24 protein-coding genes and 1 pseudogene are annotated in these 21828 nt (G+C 67.2%); 14 read left to right on the plus strand and 11 right to left on the minus strand.

Going from position 1 to position 21828, the window contains the following annotated elements:
- Positions 1 to 359: 359 nt before the first annotated feature.
- Positions 360 to 1097, plus strand: a complete 738-nt coding sequence (locus tag TVNIR_RS00300; RefSeq protein WP_157092156.1) for a BPSS1780 family membrane protein — start codon at positions 360 to 362, stop codon at positions 1095 to 1097.
- A gap of 347 nt (positions 1098 to 1444) precedes the next feature.
- Here the strand turns inward: TVNIR_RS00300 and tatC are convergent, their stop codons facing one another.
- The 8 genes from tatC to hisB form a co-directional block, all read right to left on the minus strand.
- Positions 1445 to 2644, minus strand: a complete 1200-nt coding sequence (gene tatC, locus TVNIR_RS00305; protein ID WP_015256940.1) for a twin-arginine translocase subunit TatC — start codon at positions 2642 to 2644, stop codon at positions 1445 to 1447.
- The gene (tatB, locus tag TVNIR_RS00310) at positions 2641 to 3171 is read right to left on the minus strand and encodes a Sec-independent protein translocase protein TatB (RefSeq protein WP_015256941.1); all 531 of its coding nucleotides are present in this window, start codon (positions 3169 to 3171) and stop codon (positions 2641 to 2643) included. Before tatB ends, tatC begins: the two co-directional genes overlap by 4 nt.
- Positions 3172 to 3209: 38 nt before the next feature.
- Positions 3210 to 3503: a twin-arginine translocase TatA/TatE family subunit gene (gene tatA / locus TVNIR_RS00315; RefSeq protein ID WP_015256942.1), complete on the minus strand. Its 294-nt coding sequence runs from the start codon at positions 3501 to 3503 to the stop codon at positions 3210 to 3212.
- Between the two features lie 67 nt (positions 3504 to 3570).
- On the minus strand, positions 3571 to 3909 hold the full coding sequence (locus tag TVNIR_RS00320; protein WP_015256943.1) for a phosphoribosyl-ATP diphosphatase: 339 nt from the start codon (positions 3907 to 3909) through the stop codon (positions 3571 to 3573).
- Positions 3906 to 4694 (minus strand): imidazole glycerol phosphate synthase subunit HisF, encoded by a 789-nt coding sequence (gene hisF, locus TVNIR_RS00325; protein ID WP_015256944.1) that lies wholly within the window; start codon positions 4692 to 4694, stop codon positions 3906 to 3908. The genes TVNIR_RS00320 and hisF overlap by 4 nt, the downstream gene beginning before the upstream one ends.
- Before the next feature lie 2 nt (positions 4695 to 4696).
- Positions 4697 to 5431: a 1-(5-phosphoribosyl)-5-[(5-phosphoribosylamino)methylideneamino]imidazole-4-carboxamide isomerase gene (gene hisA, locus TVNIR_RS00330; protein WP_015256945.1), complete on the minus strand. Its 735-nt coding sequence runs from the start codon at positions 5429 to 5431 to the stop codon at positions 4697 to 4699.
- A gap of 37 nt (positions 5432 to 5468) precedes the next feature.
- On the minus strand, positions 5469 to 6116 hold the full coding sequence (gene hisH, locus TVNIR_RS00335; protein ID WP_043738950.1) for an imidazole glycerol phosphate synthase subunit HisH: 648 nt from the start codon (positions 6114 to 6116) through the stop codon (positions 5469 to 5471).
- A gap of 28 nt (positions 6117 to 6144) precedes the next feature.
- A complete protein-coding gene (gene hisB / locus TVNIR_RS00340) occupies positions 6145 to 6738 on the minus strand; it encodes an imidazoleglycerol-phosphate dehydratase HisB (RefSeq protein ID WP_015256947.1) in 594 nt (197 codons plus the stop codon).
- A gap of 829 nt (positions 6739 to 7567) precedes the next feature.
- Here hisB and TVNIR_RS00345 point away from each other — a divergent pair.
- Positions 7568 to 8785: pseudogene (locus TVNIR_RS00345) on the plus strand (IS110 family RNA-guided transposase).
- Positions 8786 to 9293: 508 nt separating this feature from the next.
- On the opposite strand, the gene TVNIR_RS00350 reads toward TVNIR_RS00345, so the two are convergent.
- The 3 genes from TVNIR_RS00350 to soxY form a co-directional block, all read right to left on the minus strand.
- On the minus strand, positions 9294 to 9707 hold the full coding sequence (locus tag TVNIR_RS00350) for a hypothetical protein (protein WP_015256948.1): 414 nt from the start codon (positions 9705 to 9707) through the stop codon (positions 9294 to 9296).
- 146 nt (positions 9708 to 9853) lie between these two features.
- A complete protein-coding gene (gene soxZ / locus TVNIR_RS00355; RefSeq protein WP_015256949.1) occupies positions 9854 to 10159 on the minus strand; it encodes a thiosulfate oxidation carrier complex protein SoxZ in 306 nt (101 codons plus the stop codon).
- Between the two features lie 49 nt (positions 10160 to 10208).
- Entirely contained in the window at positions 10209 to 10679 is a 471-nt protein-coding gene (soxY, locus tag TVNIR_RS00360; RefSeq protein WP_015256950.1) for a thiosulfate oxidation carrier protein SoxY, read from the minus strand.
- Positions 10680 to 11234: 555 nt separating this feature from the next.
- Here soxY and lptM point away from each other — a divergent pair.
- The 12 genes from lptM to ubiB all read left to right on the plus strand — a co-directional run bounded on the left by lptM (position 11235) and on the right by ubiB (position 21650).
- A complete protein-coding gene (gene lptM, locus TVNIR_RS18385) occupies positions 11235 to 11363 on the plus strand; it encodes an LPS translocon maturation chaperone LptM (protein WP_015256951.1) in 129 nt (42 codons plus the stop codon).
- Positions 11363 to 12616 (plus strand): diaminopimelate decarboxylase, encoded by a 1254-nt coding sequence (gene lysA / locus TVNIR_RS00365; RefSeq protein WP_015256952.1) that lies wholly within the window; start codon positions 11363 to 11365, stop codon positions 12614 to 12616. The genes lptM and lysA overlap by 1 nt, the downstream gene beginning before the upstream one ends.
- The gene (locus TVNIR_RS00370) at positions 12613 to 13275 is read left to right on the plus strand and encodes a class I SAM-dependent methyltransferase (RefSeq protein WP_043738953.1); all 663 of its coding nucleotides are present in this window, start codon (positions 12613 to 12615) and stop codon (positions 13273 to 13275) included. The genes lysA and TVNIR_RS00370 overlap by 4 nt, the downstream gene beginning before the upstream one ends.
- 45 nt (positions 13276 to 13320) lie before the next feature.
- Complete coding sequence (gene dapF, locus TVNIR_RS00375; RefSeq protein WP_015256954.1) at positions 13321 to 14157, plus strand: diaminopimelate epimerase; 837 nt, start codon at positions 13321 to 13323, stop codon at positions 14155 to 14157.
- The gene (locus TVNIR_RS00380; protein ID WP_015256955.1) at positions 14154 to 14855 is read left to right on the plus strand and encodes a DUF484 family protein; all 702 of its coding nucleotides are present in this window, start codon (positions 14154 to 14156) and stop codon (positions 14853 to 14855) included. Before dapF ends, TVNIR_RS00380 begins: the two co-directional genes overlap by 4 nt.
- A gap of 88 nt (positions 14856 to 14943) precedes the next feature.
- The gene (xerC, locus tag TVNIR_RS00385) at positions 14944 to 15897 is read left to right on the plus strand and encodes a tyrosine recombinase XerC (RefSeq protein ID WP_015256956.1); all 954 of its coding nucleotides are present in this window, start codon (positions 14944 to 14946) and stop codon (positions 15895 to 15897) included.
- Positions 15898 to 15993: 96 nt separating this feature from the next.
- Positions 15994 to 16548 (plus strand): ATP-dependent protease subunit HslV, encoded by a 555-nt coding sequence (gene hslV, locus TVNIR_RS00390; RefSeq protein ID WP_015256957.1) that lies wholly within the window; start codon positions 15994 to 15996, stop codon positions 16546 to 16548.
- Positions 16549 to 16563: 15 nt separating this feature from the next.
- On the plus strand, positions 16564 to 17892 hold the full coding sequence (gene hslU / locus TVNIR_RS00395; RefSeq protein WP_015256958.1) for an ATP-dependent protease ATPase subunit HslU: 1329 nt from the start codon (positions 16564 to 16566) through the stop codon (positions 17890 to 17892).
- A 273-nt stretch (positions 17893 to 18165) separates the two neighbouring features.
- Positions 18166 to 18531: a gamma-butyrobetaine hydroxylase family protein gene (locus TVNIR_RS00400; RefSeq protein ID WP_015256959.1), complete on the plus strand. Its 366-nt coding sequence runs from the start codon at positions 18166 to 18168 to the stop codon at positions 18529 to 18531.
- A gap of 10 nt (positions 18532 to 18541) precedes the next feature.
- Positions 18542 to 19294, plus strand: a complete 753-nt coding sequence (gene ubiE, locus TVNIR_RS00405; RefSeq protein ID WP_015256960.1) for a bifunctional demethylmenaquinone methyltransferase/2-methoxy-6-polyprenyl-1,4-benzoquinol methylase UbiE — start codon at positions 18542 to 18544, stop codon at positions 19292 to 19294.
- Positions 19295 to 19299: 5 nt separating this feature from the next.
- Positions 19300 to 19944, plus strand: coding sequence for a ubiquinone biosynthesis accessory factor UbiJ (locus tag TVNIR_RS00410; protein WP_043738957.1), 645 nt, complete (start codon positions 19300 to 19302; stop codon positions 19942 to 19944).
- Positions 19941 to 21650: a ubiquinone biosynthesis regulatory protein kinase UbiB gene (ubiB, locus tag TVNIR_RS00415; RefSeq protein ID WP_015256962.1), complete on the plus strand. Its 1710-nt coding sequence runs from the start codon at positions 19941 to 19943 to the stop codon at positions 21648 to 21650. The genes TVNIR_RS00410 and ubiB overlap by 4 nt, the downstream gene beginning before the upstream one ends.
- Positions 21651 to 21828 lie beyond the last annotated feature (178 nt).

The raw sequence follows: 21828 nt of genomic DNA on the forward strand, positions 1-21828 counted from the left end.
TCATCGGGCACACGGCGTTGGTACCGGCCAGACACGGGCGGTGCCCCCAGCGCCGGATGGCGGATGGCGGATGGCGGTTGCCGGATGCCGGCCTTCGGCCTTTTCCGCGCAACACTTCGCTGATGTTCCGAGGTGACCGCCCGCTCCATCGCAGCGACGTCGGATGCGCCGGCGCCCGGCCACCAGCGGTCTGCTGCCGCGGCGGGTCTTTCCTGCGTCGGGCGGACACGGGCGGCCGCGGCCGGATTGACAAGTTTCCCCGAGAACCGTGTTAATGAGCGCGGTTACACCGTTTGGCGTGGCCTCGGGCTGCTTGGCGCGGGACACGATGCAACTTTCATCGAACAGGGGAGAGCGGGATGGATATCAACAGTATGGCCCTCAACCGGGGCTGGGGGCTTTTCGGCAGGGGCTGGCGGATCTTCACGGGCGGGGTCGTTCACTGGATCCTGGCGCTGATCCTGTTCTTCGTGATCAGCATCGTGCTGAATCTGATCCCGCTGATCGGCGGCTTGGTGCTGGCGGTGATCACGCCGGCGCTGATTGCGGGATTCCTGAAACTCGCCCATGAGATCGAGTCCGGCAGGGAAGGGGCGGTCGCCCACCTGTTCGCGCCGCTGAGGGATCCGGAACGGCGTAACCCGCTGCTGATCCTGGGCCTGCTCGCGCTGGTGGCGTCGTTGGTGCTGGGCGTGGTCGCTGCCGCGTTCGTGGGCGGAACGATCATGCTGGACGAGACCTCGGGCATGGGCACGGGCATGATGCCCCTGGCCGGTGTCGGGTTCTTCGGTCTGATCGTGCTGTTCCTGCTCTACCTGGCGATCTTCGCTGCGCTCGCTTTCGCGATTCCGCTGGTCTACTTCCGGGGCGTGCCGATCGGCGATGCGGTGCTGGCAAGTATCCAGGGCACGATTACGAATCTGGCTCCACTGATCATCTTCTCGGTGATCTATTTCGTTCTGGCGATCATCGCGATGATTCCGTTCGGCCTCGGTTTCCTGATTCTCGGGCCGGTGGTGCTGGGGGCGGTGTATGGTGCCTACCGCGAGATCTTCCCGGAGCCGGAAGTCGAGGTCGTGCACGGCGAAGCGTCCTGAGGCGCAGGGCATTCGCGCCGGGATGCGGGCGTGTCAGGCGCGCCTGAACACTCGTCCGAGTGCGGTAGCCGGGGCTGTGCCCTGGCGCTGGTGGTTGTGCCTCCTGTGTTGGTACACAACCGACGGTGCTTGTGTTGGTCGCTCGGCACGCGCCGTCCCGGCGAATGGGGTGACGCAGCAGGTTGCGTGTCTGGGGCACGTGTTCGGGCACGACGGTACCAGCGCATGCCGGCGGGCGGGGATGATCGGGGGCGTGCTGGCACCGGGTGTTGCGCCTGCCGCGCCGGCACACCCTGCGGTGCGAGGGTTGTGTTGTGACGCGAGGCACCCGCGGTCGCGGGCGATGATCAGCCGTTCTGGACCTTGCGCGGGGCGGCGGGTTCGTCGCGCTCCGTCGGCGAGGACTGGCGGTCGTGTTCGCCATCGTCTTCGTCATCGTCCCCGGGAGCGGGTCCGGTCTTTTTCTTGCGGGTCAGCTCGCTTTGCTCGACTTCGAGGCGGTCGAGTTCGGCATCCATTTCGCCTTCGGTGAGCGGGCGGTAGGCGTCGTCCGGGGAGGCCGGCGCTTGGTCCCGCGCAGCGGAATCAGGGGGCACGGTGGCAGATGCGCTGCCGGGCGCTGCCGCGGCAGCGCTGGAGCCCGCTGCCGGGGCGGTGTCCCGCGCGGGCGGGGCCTGGGCCGGGCCACCCGAGCCACCGCCGGAGTCGCCCCCGGGTGTGCCGGGCCGTGTGGCGCCGCCGCCCGGCCCGTCGTCGTCGGGTCCGTCATCGTCCGTTCCTTCGGTGGCCAGGCGATCGGCCTTGCGTCGTTCCATGATTCGGGACAGGATCAGGCCGATCTCGAACAGCAGCCACATCGGCAGTGCCAGCAGGGTCTGCGAGATGATGTCCGGCGGTGTCAGTACCATGCCGACCACGAAGGTGCCGACGATCACGTAGGGCCGCTTGCGGGCCAGTTTCGCGGGCGTGGTGGCGCCCATCGACACCAGCAGAATGGTCGCGATCGGCACCTCGAAGGCGATGCCGAACGCGAGGAACAGCATGATCACGAAATCGAGGTAGCGCGAGATGTCGGTCATCACCGCGACGCCCTCGGGCGCGGTGGCCGTGAAGAACGCGAAGATCAGCGGGAACACCACGAAATAGGCGAATGCCATCCCGAGGTAGAACAGCAGCGTCGACGACGCGACCAGCGGTGCGGCCAGCCGTTTCTCGTGCTTGTACAGGCCGGGGGCGATGAACGCCCAGAACTGGTACAGCGTGTACGGGATGGTGAGCACGACCGCCAGCAGCAGGACCAGCTTGAACGGGATCAGGAACGGTGCGGCCACCTCGATCGCGATCATGCTGGTGCCTTCGGGCAGGTGCACCATCAGCGGCGTGGCGAGCCAGGTGTAGATCTGGTTCGCGAACGGGAACAGGAGCAGGAAGACGACCAGGATCGCCAGGAACATGCGCAGGATGCGGTCGCGCAGTTCGATCAGGTGGCTGAGCAGGGTTTCGGTCACCGCTGCCGAAGGTTCGCCCCGGGACTTGTCCTTGCTCATGCCTTGTTCACTTGCTCGTCGTTGCGGGTGCCGGCCTTGTCGGCCGCGGCAGGCTGCGGTTTCGGGGCGTCGGTGAGCAGGTCACCGTCGAGGTTGTTCTGCACCGGCACGCGCTGGATGCGCGGGGGCGCCGCATCGGACTTGCCGCTGCCGGTCTCGGCGGGCTTCGCCTTTTCGGCGCCGGGGCGTGCCTCCGGGTCGAGTTTCTTCCGGTCGTCCGCGGTGTCGTCGAGGTTTTCGCGCAGCGTCTGTTCGGTTTCCTTCAGATCCTCGCGCAGGCTCGTCTCGGTCTCCTGCATCATGCTCTTGAGTTCCTGGATCTCCTGCTCCTGACCCTTGAGCATCTTGCGCAGTTCGTCGGTCTGGAGTTCCTGCTCGATGTCCGAGCGCACGCTGTTCACGAAGCGGCGGGCCTTGCCAACGAAGCGGCCGATCTCGCGCGCAAGCCCGGGCAGGCGCTCGGGCCCCACGACGAGCAGCGCGACCAGCGTGATGATGAGGATCTCCCAGAAGCCAATGTCGAACATGATCTATCCCGTGGACCCAGAGGGCGGCACGCGCGTGTTCACGACGGGCGTTCGCCGTTGCGGTTGCCAGACTCCGACGTCTTGGTGGCCTCGGCGTCGATTACGCGTCCCTTCTCCTGCTCTTCCACCTTGGGCAGCTCTTCACCCTCGCGGCGCTCGGCGGTGTCCTTGTCGGTGTCGTCGTCACCGCTTTCCTTGACCGACTTGCGGAAGTTCTTGATGGCGGAGCCGATGTCACCGCCCATGTTGCGCAGCTTCTTGGTGCCGAACAGGAGCACCACGATCAGAAGAATGATGAGAAGCTGCCAGATGCTGATACCGCCGATCCCCATGGGATGCCTCCGAAACGATAGAAACGATAGCCTGAATGCGCGTGGCCCCGGAATCAAGGCGGGCTGGTCAGCCCGACCGCTGTCCGGTCGTCGTCCGTGCGGCCTTCTCGGCGATGCCGGACAGGCCGAACCGGCGATCGAGCTCGGCCAGCACCGCGTCGGGGTGCAGTCCGCGAGCTGACAATACCACGAGTGTGTGAAACCAGAGATCGGCCATCTCGGAAACCAGGGCATCCCGGTCCGGGTTTTTCGCGGCGATCACGGTCTCGGTGGCCTCCTCGCCGAGCTTCTTCAGCATCACGTCGAGCCCGCGCTGGTGCAGCGAGGCCACGTACGACTGCTCCGGGTCGGCCTCGCGGCGGGATTCGATCACCTCGGCGAGCCGGGTCAGCAGGTCGGCATTCATGCTCGCGCCTCCTGTACCGGCCGCACCGGCACCCCTGCCGCCGCCATCGCCGCCTTGGCTTCGCCAACGGTGTGCTGCCCGAAGTGGAAGATGCTCGCGGCGAGCACGGCATCGGCATGGCCTTCGACCACGCCCGCGACCAGGTGCGCGAGTTCACCGACGCCACCGGAGGCGATCACCGGGATGTTCACTGCGTCGCTGACCGAGCGCGTGAGGTCGAGATCGAACCCGGTCCGCGTACCGTCCCGGTCCATGCTGGTCAGCAGGATCTCCCCGGCACCAAGGGCCGTCATCTTCTGCGCCCAGGCGACTGCGTCGATCCCGGTGCCGCGGCGCCCGCCGTGGGTGAAGACCTCCCAGTGCGGGTACTCGGCGTCGTCGTCGACACGCTTGGCGTCGATCGCGACCACGATGCACTGGCTGCCGACGCGGTCCGCAGCTTCGGCGACGAACTCCGGACGATGCACCGCCGCGGTGTTGATCGAGACCTTGTCGGCACCGGCGTTCAGCAGGCGGCGGATGTCGGCGACCTCGCGGATGCCGCCGCCGACGGTCAGCGGGATGAATACCTGTTCCGCAACCTGTTCGACCACGTGGACGATGGTCTCGCGTTCGTCGCTGCTGGCGGTGATGTCGAGGAAAGTGATCTCGTCGGCGCCCTGGGCGTCGTAGCGGCGTGCGATCTCGACCGGGTCGCCGGCATCGCGGATTCCGATGAAGTTGACCCCCTTGACCACGCGGCCGGCGTCGACGTCGAGGCAGGGGATGATGCGCCGCGCGAGCATGCTCAGTCCCCGCTCCCGGCGAGTGCGATCGCTTCCTGCAGGGTGAACGCGCCCTCGTACAGCGCGCGGCCGACGATCACGCCGTCGATGCCGTCGTCCTCGTGTTCCTTCAGTCGGCGGATGTCGTCCAGCGAACTGACTCCGCCGGAGGCGATCACCGGGACACGCACCTCGCGCGCGAGCCGCGCGGTCGCCTCGACATTGACCCCCTGCATCATGCCGTCGCGGCTGATGTCGGTGTACACGATGGCCATTACGCCGTCGGTCTCGAAGTGCTGCGCGAGGTCGATCAGGTCGTGGTGCGAGAGCTTGGACCAGCCGTCGACCGCGAGCTTGCCGTCGCGTGCGTCGAGCCCGACGATGATGCGCCCGGGAAACTCCAGGCAGAGGTCGTTCACGAAGTGCGGCGCGCTGACGGCCTTGGTGCCGACGATGACGTACTCGACCCCGGCCTCGAGATAGGCTTGCACCGTGTCCGCGTCGCGGATGCCGCCGCCGACCTGGATGCGCAGGGTCGGGTGGGCCTCGGCGATGCGGTGGATCACTGCCGCGTTCTTCGGCGAGCCGGCAAAGGCGCCGTCGAGGTCGACGATGTGCAGCCGTGCGGCCCCGGCGTCGATCCAGCGGGAGGCCATCGCCACCGGATCGTCGCCGAATACCGTCGACTCGTCCATGCGCCCCTGGCGCAGCCGGACACACTTGCCTTCCTTGAGATCAATCGCGGGTATGACCAGCATCATCGACTCCGGTAGATGGAAACACGCAGGGTCCGCATCACCAGCCCCCGTCCCAGCGCAGAAAGTTGTTCAGCAGGCGTAGCCCGTCGGCCGAGCTCTTTTCCGGGTGGCACTGCATCGCGAACATCGGGCCGTCTGCGATCGCGGAGGCGAAGGTGTCGCCATAGTCGGTCTCGCCGACGATCTGGTCGCCCTGCGCCGGCAGCACCCGGTAGCTGTGCACGAAATAGAACCATGCCTCGCGGGGAAGTCCCTGCCAGAGCGGGTGTTCGCGCACCCGGCGCACCACGTTCCAGCCCATGTGTGGGATTTTCAAGCGCCGGCCCTCGTTGTCGATCGCACGCTCCGGGAAGCGTTCGACCCGGCCCGGGATCAGGCCAAGAAGATCGACGCCGCCGTTTTCGGCGGTCCAGTCGAGCAGGATCTGCTGGCCCAGGCACATCCCGAAAAACGGTCGGGTCGCGGCGAGTTCCGGCAGCATGCGGTCGATCCCGAGCCGGCGCAGCGCCTCCATCGCATCGGCTGCCGCGCCCTGGCCAGGGAACACGAGCCGGTCCGCCTCGCCGATTACCGAGAGGTCGTCGGTGAGCAGTACGTGCATGCCGGGTGGCGCCTCGTGGCGCAGCGCCCGTTCCACGGAGTGCAGGTTGCCCATGCCGTAGTCGATTACGGCCACGCTTTGCATCGAAGAACGCCCTCTTGCGCAACCCGCCTTACAGCGCGCCTTTGGTGGATGGGGTGACGTCAATCATGCGCGGATCCGGTTCGGCCGCCATGCGCAGCGCCCGGCCGAAGGCTTTGAAGATCGTCTCGGCGACATGGTGGGCGTTGTGTCCCCGGATGCTGTCGATGTGCAGCGTCATCCGAGCGTGATTGACGAGCCCCTGGAAAAACTCCTGGAACAGGTCGACGTCGAACTGGCCGATGTGCGAGCGGCGGAAATCGGCGTGCATCTCGAGCCCCGGGCGCCCGGAGAAGTCGATCACCACGCGGGCGAGGGCCTCGTCCAGCGGGACGTAGGCGTGGCCGTAGCGGCGGATACCCTTCTTGTCGTCCAGTGCCTGGGCGAGCGCCTGCCCAAGCGTGATGCCGATGTCTTCCACCGTGTGGTGGGCGTCGATGTGCAGGTCGCCGTCGGCCTGGATGTCGAGATCCACGACGCCATGGCGGGCGACCTGATCCAGCATGTGGTCCAGGAACGGGAGTCCGGTCGCGAAATGGCCCTTGCCGCTGCCATCCAGGTTCAGTTCCACCCGGATACGGGTTTCGAGGGTGTCGCGCTGGACGACGGCTGTACGCGCTTTCATGATGCCGATGCTATCGCAAATCGACAGTATAGCAAGCGGGGGCAAACACGGTACGCCGGCGCCAGGTCTCACGCCCTCGCGCGGCAACCCGCGACCATGAAACAGTCGTAGCGCGGAAAAGGACGACCTGATTATCAGGGAAGCTCCGCAAATTGGAACGGGCCGTCATCGAAACCACCGTCATCGCGAGGCGCGAAGCCTTTAGCCGCGAGCGCAGCGTGGCGGGACGTGGCGATCCAAACGGCGTTAGTCCTCCCCGCGCCGCCTGGATTATTCGCTGCGCTCACCCTGCGGGCCAGCCTTCGGTTGTTCAATGCCCTGCGCGCATGAGTGCCGCGCTACGCTCGCAATGACGACCGATGCCGCACGGCGTCGCACTCGCCGCGGAGGTTTCGTGATAATCAGGAAGGACGGAGGCCGTCATCCGCCTTCCGGCGCCAGAGTTGCCGCGGACGCCGGGGCACTGCGAACGCCGTACGGCGGATGACGCTGCGCTTTTCCGCCCTACGGGTCGCCAGGGACACGAGACAGGCCGTGACTTTCACGCTAACTGTCATGCCGCCGGGCGCGCGGCACCCCCGATGATGAAAGATAATGGGCGTGCTGTCGCGTCGGGCTGAGGTCGCGATAATTCTTGATGGCGCCTGACCGCGCACGCTAACTCGACCCGCTGCCCTTCACTCGTACCCCGGATTGCCTGGCATGGCCTGGAAGGGTCATGGACAGCGCACGCTAAAAAGAGCCGTCGAGTCCCGACAGGCCGTTGAAGGACGGCGCCCTTGGCGACAGCACATCGTGAAGGATAGTGCGTTTGCCCGAGGAGGTCAGCATGGACATTACCCCGATTCACCGGCGCGTTGTCGGTCTGGATGTGCACCAGAGCAAGATCACGGCCTGTGCGCTGATCGAGCAGCCCGATGGCAGTGTGGCGGTGGAGCACCGGGAGTTTGGTGGTTTCAAGCGCGATCGGCGGGCGTTGGCCGAGTGGGTTCGCGGGTTTGACCCCGAGGTCGTGGTGATGGAGAGCACTGGGATCTACTGGAAGAGCCCCTATGCGGCCCTTGAGCGTGTGGGCGTCATGGCCTGGGTGGTCAATGCCCGTCACGCCCGAAACGTGCCTGGCCGCAAGACCGACCTCTCCGATGCCCAGTGGCTGGCCACGCTGGCCCGTGCCGGTCTGCTGCGGGCTTCGTTCATTCCTCCGGCCGAGATCCGCCATCTGCGCCTGATCGCCCGGCAGCGCCAGAAGCTGGTCGGGATGCTGGCCGCGGAGAAGAACCGGCTGCACAAGGTGCTGACCGATGCCGGGATTCGCCTGAACGTGCTGGTCTCCGACGTACACGGCGCGTCGGCACGGGCCATGATCAAGGCCCTGCTCGCCGATGCCCCATGCACGCAATCCTCGACCTCGCCGGCCGCCTGCGGGCTTCCCGCGAAGAACTGTTCGAAGCCCTGCAACCGGAGGAACTGAGCACCAGGCACCGCTTCGTGCTCAACGAGGTTCTGGCGCACATCGAGTACCTCGAGGCCATGATCGCCCGCTTCGAACAGGAACTGCTTGCGGGTCTGGCCCCCTGGGAGCCGCAGGTGTGCCTGCTGGAAACCGTGCCCGGCATCGACCGCATTGGCGCCGCCATGCTGCTCGTCGAAAGTCGGTACCGACATGGCGAGCTTCGGCAGCGCCGAACGCCTCGCGTCCTGGGTCGGCATCTGCCCCGGCAACCACGAGAGCGCCGGCAAACGCAAAAGCGGACGCACGCGCAAGGGCAACGCCTGGGTCCGTCGCCTGCTGTGCGAGTTCGCGCAAGCCGCCTCCCGCACCCGCTGTGCGCTCAAGGACAAGTTTTCGGCCTTGTCCATCCGCAAGGGACACAAGCGCTCCATCGTGGCCCTGGCGCACAAGCTCCTGCGCATCGTCTACGCCATGCTCAATCATGCGGCCCCCTACCAGGATCGCACCGTCGATTACGAGGCTCTCGTCGTGCAGCGCAACGCGCCGCGCTGGCTGAAGATGCTGGAAAAGCACGGCTATCTCACCGCCACCTGAGCCGCCACACAGGCTCTTCGAGTCCCGCAAGCAGGCATTTGCGCACCGGCATGCGTCACGCCAGAATCTCGCTCGCCCCAACGTCAGGTTCTTTCACGCTAACTGTCATGCCCTCGGCCGCGAGGCACCCCGAAGGATGAAATACGATTATGAATCAGAGAGATACGATTCCCGGGCAGCGTATTTTCACGCTAACTGTCATGCCCTCGGCCGCGAGGCACCCCGAAGGATGAAAATACGATTATAAATCAGAGACATACGATTCTAGGGCGGCGTATTTTCACGCTAAAAGCACGGCTATCTCACCGCCACCTGAGCCGCCACACAGGCTCTTCGAGTCCCGCAAGCAGGCATTTGCGCACCGGCATGCGTCACGCCAGAATCTCGCTCGCCCCAACGTCAGGTTCTTTCACGCTAACTGTCATGCCCTCGGCCGCGAGGCACCCCGAAGGATGAAACTACGATTATGAATCAGAGAGATACGATTCCCGGGCAGCGTATTTTCACGCTAACGGTCGGGGCGCTGGCCGATCAGCAGGGCCTCCGGCACCGCGGCCTGAATCGCAACCGGGATCTCGAGGCACAGCCCCGGTCGGGCCAGCACCGAAACCCAGAGCGTGTTGATCCGCAGGTTCAGTTCCACAAAGGCGATCACCTCGCCGTAGCCTTCCAGCACGCACTGGATTGCTGCGAGGCGCGCGCGGATCTCGTGGTCGTTCCGGCGTTTCAGGCCGGGAATCAGCATCATGAAGTCTGCCAGACGCCGGCCGTCCGCGTCGCGTCGGGGGAGGCGCTGCCACAGGGGCTCGACCGGCTGGAATGCGGAGGCTCGCCGCAGGCCGGGCTCGGCTTGCGGTGCAGCCGGGTCGAGGCGTTCGGCCAGCGGGCAGACCGAGACGAGTCGATCCGGAATCCCGGGCATTCGTGCCATGCCACCTCCCGTCGCGGGCCGGTTGACAGGCGGATCCCGGTGGACCCACCTATTGGCAAGAGGTTACATCGCCCGGGGTGCGGGCACCAAAAAGCCGGGGACATGCCCCGGCTTTTTGGCTTGCGCCTGAACCGAAATCAGCCGATTTCGACTTCGGTGCTGTCGCTTTCGCCCTTGTTGTCCTTCCAGGAGAGCTTCAGGGTGTCGCCCTTGCTTCCGGCGAACTGGAACTGGAAGAACGGGTTGCGCGAGATGCCAGCGCCCCACAGGGCGGTCATCACGGTGTTGCCACCCACCTCGGCCTCGACGGTCTCGATGTAGTGGGCGGGAATCAAGTTTCCGGCGCTGTCCTTGCGGGCGCCGGTCTCCATGGGGTGGCTCATCAGGGAGCGAACGGTCACGACGCCGCCGGACTCCTGGGCGCGAACACGAATGGTGGACATTTAGCTATACCTCCAGAATTGGGAAAAGTCGGTTCGTCAATGCCGGCCGTTAGCCGCCGCAGCCACCGATGGTGACCTTCACTTCGCGGGCCGCGCTGTACCAGGTGCCGCCCGACTTCACGGCCGCGACCACGTCGGAGGACTGGCCGAGCTTGATTCGGGTGGCCACCATGGGCACGGCGCCGGCACCCAGGAGGTACTTGGATGTCAGCGGGGAGCCGTTCTCCACCGCGAACAGGGCCATTTCGGTCACGTCGGACATGCCGGTTTCCATCGTCACCGGGACCACGGCGCCGTTTTCGGCGATCTCGGGGGCGGTGATTTCGATGTCGCCGGGGGTCAGGTCGGTCGTGCCCAGTGCGGCACTCAGGGCATTGTCCATGCCGCGGGCTTCGAAGGCATCGGCGGGCCAGGCGGCCAACAGCTGGCTGGGAGCCAGGAGGCCGGCTCCAACGGCGACGCCGACGGTGCCGGCAGCCAGGGTGCCTTTCAGGAAGACACGACGCTTGTTACTGGTCATGGAGATCTCCTCTCATCTTTGGGTCGTTCCGGATCGTCCGGGGCGTGGGTTGTTACGCCTGCACTACGGACGGTGGCTAAGACTAATCTATTCCCACAGGGTTTCACGAATTTTCCACCAATGCCGCTGCCGGCTTCCAGGCGGGCACGCGAGCCCCCTGGGGGAGACGGCCGCGGGCCCTTCCCGTGCGCCCGTCGGGCGACACCGGATTAACGAGTATAGACCACCCACCTGGCATGCACTCGCGGTGCACTGTCCGCCTCCCCAAGGCTCCCCCGCAAAGGGTCCCCGCAAAGGGGAAGGGAGGTTCTCGTCGCCAGGGGCGGCGCAGGGCCATGGCCATGGCGGCCGCCGCAGGTTGTGCCACAGGCACAACGTCGCGGGTGTTGGTGATGGCCTGGGGCCTGAAGTTGGCTGGCGCGTGTGCTTGTGCCTCCGGCGTCGGCGCAAGCCGCGCGGGATCACGCCATGCGACGATTCTTCCCGGGTCGGGGGTGGCCGCGTGCGCCATGAGAGTTAGACTGATGCCTTCGGCCCGAACTGTGTCCATATCCAATGCCCTGCAAAGCCCACGTTGCCCTGATCCTGGTCGTCGTCCTCCTGGGAACCCTGCAGATATTGGCCAGCTGCGGGCAGAAGGGGGACCTCTACTTCCCCGACGATGCTTCCGAGGAGCGGCGCTGATGGATCACTTTGATCTGCGTGACGGCGTGCTGCACTGCGAGTTGGTGCCGCTGACCGAAGTTGCCGAGGCGGTCGGCACCCCGGCCTATGTGTATTCGCGTGCGACTCTGACCCGCCACTACCATGCGTTCGCCAACGCGCTCGAGGGCATCCCGCACCAGGTCTGCTTCGCGGTCAAGGCGAATTCCAGCCTGGCCGTGCTGAACGTGCTCGCGCGCCTCGGGGCCGGTTTCGACATCGTTTCGGGCGGCGAGCTGGAGCGGGTGCTGCGCGCCGGCGGGGAACCCGGCAAGGTGGTCTTTTCCGGGGTCGGCAAGACGGCGGGCGAGATGCGCCGGGCCCTGCAGGTGGGTATCCATTGCTTCAACGTCGAATCCGGGCCGGAACTCGAACTGCTGAATGCGGTGGCCGGGGACATGGGCCTGCGCGCGCCGATCGCGATTCGGGTGAACCCGGACGTGGATGCGGAGACACACCCCTACATCGCGACCGGGCTGCGCGAGAACAAGTTCGGGGTCGACATCGCAGCCGCGCACGCACTGTACCTGGAGGCCACGCGCCTCGGGCACCTGGAGATCCGAGGCGTCGGGTTCCACATCGGCTCGCAGTTGACCCGGCTGACTCCGTTCACCGACGCCCTGCGGCGCGTGCTGGCGCTCGCCGACGACCTGGAGCGCGACGGGATCGGGCTCGCGCACATCGACGTCGGCGGAGGCCTGGGCGTGCGCTACCGCGACGAGACTCCGCCCGAGCCGGCCGACTATGCCGCGGCGCTGCGCGAATTGCTCGCCGACCGGAACTGGCCGGTATTGCTCGAGCCGGGGCGGGCGATCGCCGCGAACGCGGGGGTGTTCCTGACCCGGGTCGAGTTGCTGAAACACACGGCGCACAAGGACTTCGCGGTCGTCGACGGGGCGATGAATGACCTGATCCGCCCCGCGCTGTACGGAGCCTGGCAGGAGATCGTTCCGGTCTCGCCCCGGAACGGGGAATCGCGGCGCTACGATGTGGTCGGGCCGGTCTGCGAGACCGGCGACTTCCTCGGCCGCGAGCGCGAGCTGGTGCTCGCACCGGGCGATTTGATGGCGGTGCGCTCTGCCGGTGCCTATGGATACGTGATGGCAAGCAACTACAACAGCCGGCCGCGTCCGCCCGAGGTGATGGTCGACGGCGACCGTTACTACATCGTGAACCGGCGCGAACAGGTGGACCACCTGATGATGCGCGAGAGCATGCTGCCGGTGGCGGACTGATGGAGCGCCGTCTGGAACCGGAACTGATGCTCGACCCGGAGCAGGCGCGGGCGTATGCCGAGGCCGATTTCGCCGAGCCGCACGAACGGTTTGTCGACCTGTTCGCGGAACGCTTTCCGGACATGGTCGGCGGAGCCGTGCTGGATCTGGGCTGCGGCCCGGGTGATGTGAGCCTGAGGCTGGCCGCGCGGTATCCGGCCTGTGTGGTCCACGGGATCGACGGCGCGCCGGCGATGCTGGCCGCCGGCGAGACGCTGTGCAGGGCGCATCCGGCCGGTCCCCGCGTGCAGCTGCGCCTGGGGCAGTTGCCCGAGGTGCGAGCCCCGGGTGCACCTTACGAGACGATCGTATCCAACAGCCTGCTGCACCACCTGCACGACCCGCGGGTGCTCTGGGGCGTGATCCTGCGCGATGGCGCGCCCGGGGCACGGGTGTTCGTGATGGATCTCTGCAGGCCCGAAACCGCGGAGCGGGTCTCTGCACTGGTGGCGCGCCACGCTGCGAACGAGCCGGAAGTGCTGCGGCGCGACTTCGAGGATTCGCTGTACGCGGCGTTCACGCCCGAGGAAGTGCGGTCGCAGCTCGACGAGGCCGGCCTCGAGGCATTTCAAGTCGAGCAGGTCAGCGATCGCCACCTCGTGGCCTGGGGCCGCCTGTGATTCGGCGAAGCTGCGAGGCACGGGACTGACACGGACAAGGCGACGATGAAACTCGCGTTCACCAAGATGCACGGCCTGGGCAACGATTTTGTGGTAATCGACGGGGTACGCCAGCGGGTAAACCTGGACCCGGAAGCGATCCGTTTCCTCGCCGACCGCCACTTCGGGATCGGTTGCGACCAGGTGTTGCTGGTCGAGCGCCCGGTGGATCCGTCGCGGGCGCTGTTTCGCTACCGGATCTTCAATGCGGACGGCGGCGAGGTCGAGCAGTGCGGGAACGGCGCCCGGTGCTTCGCGGTGTTCGTACGCGAGCAGGGGCTGACGCAGGCCGATACGATCCCGGTTGAGACGCTGTCGGGGCCGATCGAGCTCCGGGTCGAGGCCGATGGCCAGGTGACGGTGAACATGGGACGCCCTCGTTTCCATCCCGACCAGCTTCCGTTCCTCGCGCCGACCGAGGTCGACGAGTATCCGCTCGAAGTCGACGGCGAACCGCTGCGGATCGGTGCGGTGTCGATGGGTAACCCCCACGCGGTGTTGCTGGTCGACGCGGTGGCGACCGCGCCGGTCGAGCGGCTCGGCCCGGCGATTGAGCACCATCCGCGCTTTCCGGACCGGGTCAACGTCGGGTTCGCGGCCGTCCGGGCCCGCGACCGGATCGACCTGCGTGTCTGGGAACGCGGTGCGGGCGAGACGCTGGCCTGCGGTACCGGTGCCTGTGCCGCAATGGCCGTGGCGCGGCGGCGCGGCCTGGTCGATACCCGGGTTCGGGTCGACCTGCCGGGGGGAAGCCTTGTGCTAAGCTGGAGCGGCGAATCGGATCAACCGGTGTGGATGACCGGGCCCGCCACCACAGTTTTCCACGGTCGAATCGAGCGATGACAGCCAGTTCCCCGAAAGCCGAACCCGAATTCCCCAGCGAACAGGCGGTGGAGGCGTATCTCCGCGCGCACCCCGACTTCTTCGAGCGCCACCTGCCGTTGCTGACCCTGCTGCGTTTGCCGCATCCCGTCAGCGGATCGGTCTCGCTGATCGAACGACAGGTGGCCCTGCTGCGCGACCGGCACCGCCAGCTGGAGCAGCACATGGGCGACCTGGTCGAGCGTGCGCGCGACAATGAGCGCGTCGGCGAGCATCTGCACCGGCTGGCCTGCACGCTGATGCACGCCGAGGACCCGGACGCGGTGCTGGCACTGACCCAGGACGCGCTGCGCGACGAGATGAAGGCGGAACTCGTCAGCATCCGGCTGATCGGCACCGAACATGACGACCTGCACCGCCTGCGCGAAGCGGATCTGGTGCATTTCGAGGATCTGTTCGCGCGCGGACGGGCCCAGTGCGGGCGGTTGCCCCGAGCGGCGCTCGAGTTCATGTTCGGCGACGATGCGAGCGCGGTCGGATCGGCGATCCTGATGCCGCTGGTGGCCGAAGGCGGCGGACGCACGGGCGTTCTGGCGCTGGGCAGCCGGTCGGCCGAGCGTTTCCAGCCGGACATGGGTACCTACTTCGTGACCCACCTCGGCGAACTGCTGGCCGAGGCGATCCGCTGTCATTCCGACCGTGGATGCGCGGGGAAGTAGCCGATGCCTTCCGAGGGGCGCCCACGCCTGCTGCTGCGCCGCGCAGCCATGGTTCCTGCACGGCCTGCGTGCCCGATCCCGAAGCCCCATGCGTGCCGAGGCTGAGCCGGGCCACGCGGTGGCGGATCCGGCGGTCGCCGCGTTTCTCGAACATCTGCGGGGCGAACGCGGGCTCTCGGCGCATACCGTCTCGGCCTACGCACGCGATCTCGAGCGCCTTCGGGGGCTCGTGGCCGACACCTGGAACGAACTGCAGCCGGCGGATCTGCGCCGGGCTGCGGCCGCGCTGGCCCGGGACGGGCAGAAGCCACGGAGTGTCCAGCGGTTCCTGTCGGCCGCGCGGAGCTTCGGGCGCTGGGCGGTGCGCGAGGGGTGGATGGAACACAACCCGGCGGCGGCGGTGCGTGGCCCCCGGCTGGGCCGGCCCCTGCCGAGGACGCTGGACGTCGACCAGGCCGAGCGGGCGATGTGCCCGCAGGGCGACGATGGGCTGGATCTGCGTGACCGGGCGCTGCTGGAGCTCTTCTACTCCTCCGGTCTGCGCCTGTCGGAACTGACCGGGCTGGATCTCGGCGGACTCGACCTCGACGCAGGGCTCGTTCGCGTGCTGGGCAAGGGCCGGCGCGAGCGCACGGTGCCGGTGGGGCGTCCGGCCCGCGCGGTGCTACGCGAGTGGCTGGCAGTGCGCGCGGACTGGGCGGGGCCGGATCAGCCGGCGCTGTTCGTATCGCAGCGCGGCCGGCGGCTGGGCAATCGCGCGGTGCAGTACCGGCTGGCGCAGGCCGGGCTGCGGGCGGGTCTGCCCGAGCGGCTGCACCCGCACCGGCTGCGCCATGCCTTCGCGAGCCACCTGCTCGAGTCTTCCGGGGATCTGCGCGCGGTGCAGGAACTGCTGGGGCATGCCGATCTCGCAACCACGCAAATCTACACCCATCTGGATTTTCAGCACCTGGCGCAGGTATACGACAGCGCACACCCGCGGGCGCGGCGGCGATCGCGCTTGCCGGCGGGCGGCAAGGGCACGACTTCGGCAGGCTCCTAGGAGCACGCCGGGCGTGCGCAGAGTATCCTGCGGCGCGTCTCGACGGGATCCCGAACCATGCAGCCGCGCGCCGGGCGCGCGAACAGGAGGTCATCCTTGGAGCAATTTCGCGGCACCACCATCGTCAGCGTCCGGCGCAACGGCGAGGTGACCCTCGGCGGCGACGGGCAGGTTTCGCTGGGCAATACGGTGATGAAAGGCAACGCGCGCAAGGTCCGGCGTGTCTATCATGACCGCATCCTCGCCGGGTTTGCCGGCGGCACCGCCGATGCCTTCACGCTGTTCGAACGCTTCGAGGGCATGCTCGAGAAGCACTCGGGCAACATGACCCGGGCTGCGGTCGAACTGGCGAAGGACTGGCGGACCGACCGCGCGCTGCGCCGGCTGGAGGCGTTGCTGGCGGTGGCCGACAACGAGCATTCGTTCGTGATCTCGGGCAACGGCGACGTGATCGAGCCCGAGCACAGCCTGATCGCGATCGGCTCCGGCGGGCCGTATGCACAGGCGGCGGCGCGGGCATTGCTCGAGAATACCGAACTGCCGGCGCGAGAGATCGTCGAACGGAGTCTCGGCATTGCCGCCGACATCTGCATCTACACCAACCACCAGATCACGCTCGAACACCTCGGGCCGGAAACGCGCCGCGCCTGACGCAAGGATTCCCCGATGACCGACATGACCCCGCGCGAGATCGTCCAGGAACTGGACCGTTACATCATTGGCCAGAGCGAGGCCAAGCGTTCCGTGGCCGTAGCACTGCGCAACCGCTGGCGCCGGCAGCAGCTGCCGGAGGCGCTGCGCCAGGAAGTCACGCCCAAGAACATCCTGATGATCGGCCCGACCGGTGTCGGCAAGACCGAGATCGCGCGCCGGCTGGCGCGGCTGGCCAAGGCGCCGTTCCTGAAAGTCGAGGCGACCAAGTTCACCGAGGTTGGCTATGTCGGCCGCGATGTCGAGTCGATCATCCGCGACCTGGCCGATGCCTCGGTGAAGCAGCTGCGCGAGGAGGAGATGGTCCAGCACCGTGGCAAGGCCGAGGACGCAGCCGAAGAACGCATCCTCGACGCGTTGCTGCCGCGCCCGCGGGCGACCGGCTACACCGCCGAGCCCGAACCCGCCGACAACGACACGCGCCAGAAGCTGCGGAAGCGCCTGCGCGAGGGCGGCCTGGACGATCGCGAGATCGAAATCGAAGTGCGTGCGGTGCAGCCGGGACTGGAGATCATGACGCCGCCCGGGATGGAGGAAATGGCCAGCCAGCTGCAGTCGATGTTCCAGAACCTGGGCGGCAACCGCACCCGCAATCGGCGCCTGAAAGTGCGCGACGCAATGCGCCTGCTGACCGACGAGGAGGCGGCGCGCCTGGTGAACGAGGACGAACTGAAACTGAAGGCAGTGGAACGGGTCGAGCAGAGCGGTATCGTGTTCCTCGACGAGATCGACAAGGTCGCGAAACGTGGCGAGCACGGCGGTACCGACGTCTCGCGCGAGGGAGTGCAGCGTGACCTGCTGCCGCTGGTCGAAGGCACCACGGTGAACACCAAGCTCGGCATGGTGCGTACCGACCACATCCTGTTCATCGCCTCGGGCGCGTTTCACCTGTCCAAGCCGTCGGACCTGATCCCCGAGTTGCAGGGCCGCCTGCCGATCCGGGTGGAGCTGGACGCCCTTTCGGTGGAGGATTTCGTCCGCATCCTGACCGAGCCGACTGCTTCGCTGACCGAGCAGTACACGGCCCTGCTCGCTACCGAGGGGGTCACTCTGGAGTTCCGCCCGGATGGCGTGCGCCGGATCGCCGAGATCGCGCACGACGTGAACGCGAGCACCGAAAACATCGGCGCACGGCGGCTGCACACGGTGCTGGAGCGCCTGCTGCAGCAGGTCGCGTTCGAGGCTCCGGACGTAGCCGGGCCGGTGATCGTCGATGCGGCGATGGTCGAGCAGAGCTTGGGCGAACTGATCCAGGATGAGGATCTTTCCCGCTATATCCTCTGACCCGGCCATCTCTATCTGTCGTTCGGAAACGCCGGTGCAGCAACAGGGTGGGCTCGAGGACACGCGCCCACCCCACAGGTGCGCGGGGTCGGCAGGGCGCACGCTGCGCCTGGCCCGGCCTGCGCCCCGAGCGGCCCTGCACGACCGCGGAGTGGCTTGGGCGAAACGTGCCCACCACGATGCCCGGGGCGGTGGGTATGCCGGGTCTGGCCCGCGCTGGGTGTATGAGAACGTTTACTCTGAGCCGGAATTGGCAATGCTGAGGAGCACAATATGAGCAGCAAACATCGCCCCACGGATATTCAGTTGCACCAGAAGTCACGCATCCTTGAACTCGGCTACGCGGATGGCACCACCTTCCGCCTGCCCTGCGAATTCCTGCGCGTCTACTCGCCTTCCGCCGAGGTGCGCGGCCATGGCCCGGGGCAGGAAACGCTGCAGCTTGGCAAGGAGGACGTGAGCATCACCGAGGTGGAGCCGGTCGGCCACTACGCGGTGAAGCTGGTCTTCTCCGATGGCCACGACACGGGTATCTTCGACTGGGACTACCTGTACAACCTCGGCCTGGAGCAGGAACAGCTATGGCAAGAGTACCTGGACAAGCTCGCCGCCGCCGGCCACCAGCGCAAGACGCATTGATATACCCACGATGACCGACGAACAGCGCCGCAAGACCCACTTCGGTTTCCAGACCGTTGTGGAAGAGGAGAAGGCCGCCCGGGTCGGCGCGGTTTTCCATTCGGTCGCGACCCGGTACGACCTGATGAACGATGTGATGTCGATGGGCATCCATCGCCTCTGGAAGCGTCACACGGTGCAGCGGGCCGCGGTGCGCCCGGGCATGCGCGTGCTCGACCTCGCCGGGGGCACGGGCGACCTCGCGGAGGCATTTGCGCCCCGCGTCGGTGGGCGCGGCCGTGTGGTGGTCTGCGACATCAATGCGTCGATGCTCCGGGTCGGACGCGACCGGCTGATCGACGAGGGCCGGGTCGGAAACGTCGATTTCGTTCAGGCGGACGCCGAGCGCCTGCCGTATGCCGACGAGTCCTTCGATCGGATCACCATCGCCTTCGGCCTGCGCAACGTGACCCGGAAAGAACTGGCGCTGGCCGAGATGCGCCGGGTGCTGAAGGCCGGCGGGCGCTTGCTGGTGCTCGAGTTTTCGCAGCCGGCCGCCCCGCTGCGGCCGTTCTACGACGCCTATTCGTTCAAGGTGTTGCCGCTGATGGGCCGGCTGATCGCCGGCGACTCCGACAGCTACCGCTACCTGGCCGAGAGCATCCGGATGCATCCCGACCAGGAGACCCTGGCCGGGATGATGCGCGAGGCGGGGCTGGAACGCGTCGAATACGACAACCTGACGGGCGGCGTGGTCGCGTTGCACCGGGGTACGCGGCTCTGATCGCGATGGCCGGTTCGACCCCCCTGCCCATGCCCACCGCGCTGACGGCGCTGCTGGAAGCGGCGCTGGATCGCTGGCTCGCAGCCGGGCCGCCATCGGCCCGGCTGCGGCTGGCCGGGCGCAGCATCGCGGTGACGATCGAGCCGCCCGGGCTCGGCTTGGTCTTTCTGGGCGCTGCGGACCGGATCCAGGTTCTCGGTGAACTGGAAGGCGAGGAGCCCGACTGCTCCGTGTCGGGTTCGCCGCTGGCGCTGGCGGCGGCGCTGTCGCGGGGGGACCGCTCGGGGATCGTGATCCGCGGAGATGCGACCGTTCTCGGGGATCTGCAGCGTGCCCTTGCAGGCGTGTCGTTCGACTGGGCGGGTTGGTTCGAATCGCTGGCGGGTGCGGGCAGCGCCGGGCCGCTGCTCAGGGCCGGCGAGACGGCGCGGGCGCGGGTCGAACGCTTTTTCCGACGTGGGGAAGCGGATCTGTCCGGGTATCTGCAGGAAGAGATCCGCTGGCTGCCGGCGTCCGGCGAATTCGACGCCTTCAGCATCGATCTGGCCGACCTGCGCGACGATGTCGCCCGGCTCGAGGCACGCCTCGAGCGATTGGAGGATCCGCGGGTTGCGCGGGACGGCGGCACCGGTTCGTCCGGCCCGGGATGATCCGCACCTTCCACCAGGGCCTGCGCCTGTGGGCGATCGGTCGCGTGCTGGTGCGCTACCGGCTCGACGCGATCCTGTTCACGCTGAAGCCGCTGCGCCCGCTGAGCTTCCTGCTGCACCTGCTGCCCTGGAACTGGTTCCGGCAGGCCGAGGGTACCCGCGGCGAGCGGATCCGCTGCGCATTGGAGGATCTCGGCCCGATCTTCGTGAAGTTCGGGCAGATGCTCTCGACCCGGCGGGACCTGCTGCCGGACGACCTGGCGCTGGAACTCGCGCGGCTGCAGGATCGGGTCCCGGCGTTTCCGAGCGATCAGGCACGCGTCGAGATCGAGAAGGCGCTGGAACAGCCGATCGCTACGGTCTTCGCCGAGTTCACCGACGCGCCGCTTGCATCGGCGTCGATCGCACAGGTGCACGCGGCGCGGCTGCGCGACGGGCGCTCGGTGGTGGTGAAGGTGGTGCGCCCGGGGATCGACCGGACCATCCGCGCGGACCTGGAGATTCTGCACCTGATCGCTTTCCTGGCCGACCGCTACTGGGCCGATGGCCGGCGTCTGCGTCCGCGCGAGGTCGTCGCCGAGTACGAGAAAACCGTGCTCGACGAGCTGGACCTGATCCGCGAGGGCGCGAACGCGGTCACGATCCGCCGCCACTTCGAGGGCAGCGGGCTGGTGTACATCCCGGAGGTGATCTGGGACTACACCCGGCGCAACGTGATGGTGATGGAGCGCATCAGCGGCATCCCGGTGGCGGAGGTCGACGCGCTGCGCGCGCTGGGCGTGAACCTGCGCCTGCTCGCCGAACGCGGTGTCGAGCTCTTCTTCACCCAGGTCTTTCGGCACAATTTCTTCCACGCCGATATGCACCCGGGGAACATCTTCGTGGATGCGAGCGATCCGGAAGACCCGAGCTACCTCGCGGTCGATTTCGGCATCGTCGGGAGCCTGCTGGACTCGGATCAGCACTATCTCGCCGAGAACTTCTATGCGTTTTTCAACCGGGATTACCGGCGCGTGGCCGAACTCTACGTGCAGTCCGGCTGGGTGCCGCGGCATACCCGCGTAGATGAATTCGAGGGCGCGATCCGCTCGGTCTGCGAGCCGATCTTCCAGAAGCCGCTGGACCAGATCTCGTTCGGTACGCTGCTGCTGCGGCTGTTCCAGACTGCGCGGCGTTTCGATATGGAAGTGCAGCCACAGCTGGTGCTGCTGCAGAAGACGCTGCTGAATATCGAGGGGCTGGGTCGGCAGCTGTATCCGCAACTCGACCTCTGGACGACCGCCAAGCCGTTCATCGAGCGCTGGATGTCCGAACAGGTCGGCGTGCGCGCTTTCCTGCGCAGTGCCGAGCGCAACCTGCCCAAGGTGCTGGTGCAGCTGCCGGAACTGCCGATGCGGCTGCAGGAGGTGCTGGATTCCGAGCGCGACCGCGCCGAGCGCGATGCCGCGCTGCGCGCCGAGTTGCGCGCGCTGAAAGCGATGCTGCAGCGCGATGCCCGGCGCCGGGCAGAGGCGTTCACCGGCATCGGCTTGCTGATCGGCGCCGGGGTGGCGACGCGGATGGACGCGTTCACCCACTGGCATGGCGTGCCGTGGCCATCCTGGGCACTCGGCCTTTTCGGGCTCGCGCTGCTGTTTTTCAGCCTCCGCCGGGGCGACGGACTGATCCGCCGCATGCGCGGCATGGGCCAGGACCGCCCCGACTGAGCGCGGCGCTGTCCCCGCCGCTCGCCTCTTGGCAACCCGTAGGGCAAAAGAGCGCAGCGGCATCCGTGGCTCGGCATTCGTGCCGTGCCGGTGCTTACGGCAACCCCGGCGCCGGACCTCACCGCAGGGCGGGATCTTTCCGACGCCCGATGCCGTCACCGGGCCGCCAAGGGTGTAG

Origin of the sequence: Thioalkalivibrio nitratireducens DSM 14787 (assembly GCF_000321415.2) — a bacterium.
Taxonomy (GTDB): Bacteria; Pseudomonadota; Gammaproteobacteria; order Ectothiorhodospirales; family Ectothiorhodospiraceae; genus Thioalkalivibrio; species Thioalkalivibrio nitratireducens.

Excerpts from the sequence above, each read along its gene's own strand:
- TVNIR_RS00300 (WP_157092156.1), top strand. The coding sequence starts at position 360 with ATGGATATCAACAGTATGGCCCTCAACCGGGGCTGGGGGCTTTTCGGC.
- tatC (WP_015256940.1), bottom strand. The coding sequence starts at position 2,644 with ATGAGCAAGGACAAGTCCCGGGGCGAACCTTCGGCAGCGGTGACCGAA.
- tatB (WP_015256941.1), bottom strand. The coding sequence starts at position 3,171 with ATGTTCGACATTGGCTTCTGGGAGATCCTCATCATCACGCTGGTCGCG.
- tatA (WP_015256942.1), bottom strand. The coding sequence starts at position 3,503 with ATGGGGATCGGCGGTATCAGCATCTGGCAGCTTCTCATCATTCTTCTG.
- TVNIR_RS00320 (WP_015256943.1), bottom strand. The coding sequence starts at position 3,909 with ATGAATGCCGACCTGCTGACCCGGCTCGCCGAGGTGATCGAATCCCGC.
- hisF (WP_015256944.1), bottom strand. The coding sequence starts at position 4,694 with ATGCTCGCGCGGCGCATCATCCCCTGCCTCGACGTCGACGCCGGCCGC.
- hisA (WP_015256945.1), bottom strand. The coding sequence starts at position 5,431 with ATGCTGGTCATACCCGCGATTGATCTCAAGGAAGGCAAGTGTGTCCGG.
- hisH (WP_043738950.1), bottom strand. The coding sequence starts at position 6,116 with ATGCAAAGCGTGGCCGTAATCGACTACGGCATGGGCAACCTGCACTCC.
- hisB (WP_015256947.1), bottom strand. The coding sequence starts at position 6,738 with ATGAAAGCGCGTACAGCCGTCGTCCAGCGCGACACCCTCGAAACCCGT.
- TVNIR_RS00350 (WP_015256948.1), bottom strand. The coding sequence starts at position 9,707 with ATGCCCGGGATTCCGGATCGACTCGTCTCGGTCTGCCCGCTGGCCGAA.
- soxZ (WP_015256949.1), bottom strand. The coding sequence starts at position 10,159 with ATGTCCACCATTCGTGTTCGCGCCCAGGAGTCCGGCGGCGTCGTGACC.
- soxY (WP_015256950.1), bottom strand. The coding sequence starts at position 10,679 with ATGACCAGTAACAAGCGTCGTGTCTTCCTGAAAGGCACCCTGGCTGCC.
- lptM (WP_015256951.1), top strand. The coding sequence starts at position 11,235 with ATGCCCTGCAAAGCCCACGTTGCCCTGATCCTGGTCGTCGTCCTCCTG.
- lysA (WP_015256952.1), top strand. The coding sequence starts at position 11,363 with ATGGATCACTTTGATCTGCGTGACGGCGTGCTGCACTGCGAGTTGGTG.
- dapF (WP_015256954.1), top strand. The coding sequence starts at position 13,321 with ATGAAACTCGCGTTCACCAAGATGCACGGCCTGGGCAACGATTTTGTG.
- TVNIR_RS00380 (WP_015256955.1), top strand. The coding sequence starts at position 14,154 with ATGACAGCCAGTTCCCCGAAAGCCGAACCCGAATTCCCCAGCGAACAG.
- xerC (WP_015256956.1), top strand. The coding sequence starts at position 14,944 with ATGCGTGCCGAGGCTGAGCCGGGCCACGCGGTGGCGGATCCGGCGGTC.
- hslU (WP_015256958.1), top strand. The coding sequence starts at position 16,564 with ATGACCGACATGACCCCGCGCGAGATCGTCCAGGAACTGGACCGTTAC.
- TVNIR_RS00400 (WP_015256959.1), top strand. The coding sequence starts at position 18,166 with ATGAGCAGCAAACATCGCCCCACGGATATTCAGTTGCACCAGAAGTCA.
- ubiE (WP_015256960.1), top strand. The coding sequence starts at position 18,542 with ATGACCGACGAACAGCGCCGCAAGACCCACTTCGGTTTCCAGACCGTT.
- TVNIR_RS00410 (WP_043738957.1), top strand. The coding sequence starts at position 19,300 with ATGGCCGGTTCGACCCCCCTGCCCATGCCCACCGCGCTGACGGCGCTG.
- ubiB (WP_015256962.1), top strand. The coding sequence starts at position 19,941 with ATGATCCGCACCTTCCACCAGGGCCTGCGCCTGTGGGCGATCGGTCGC.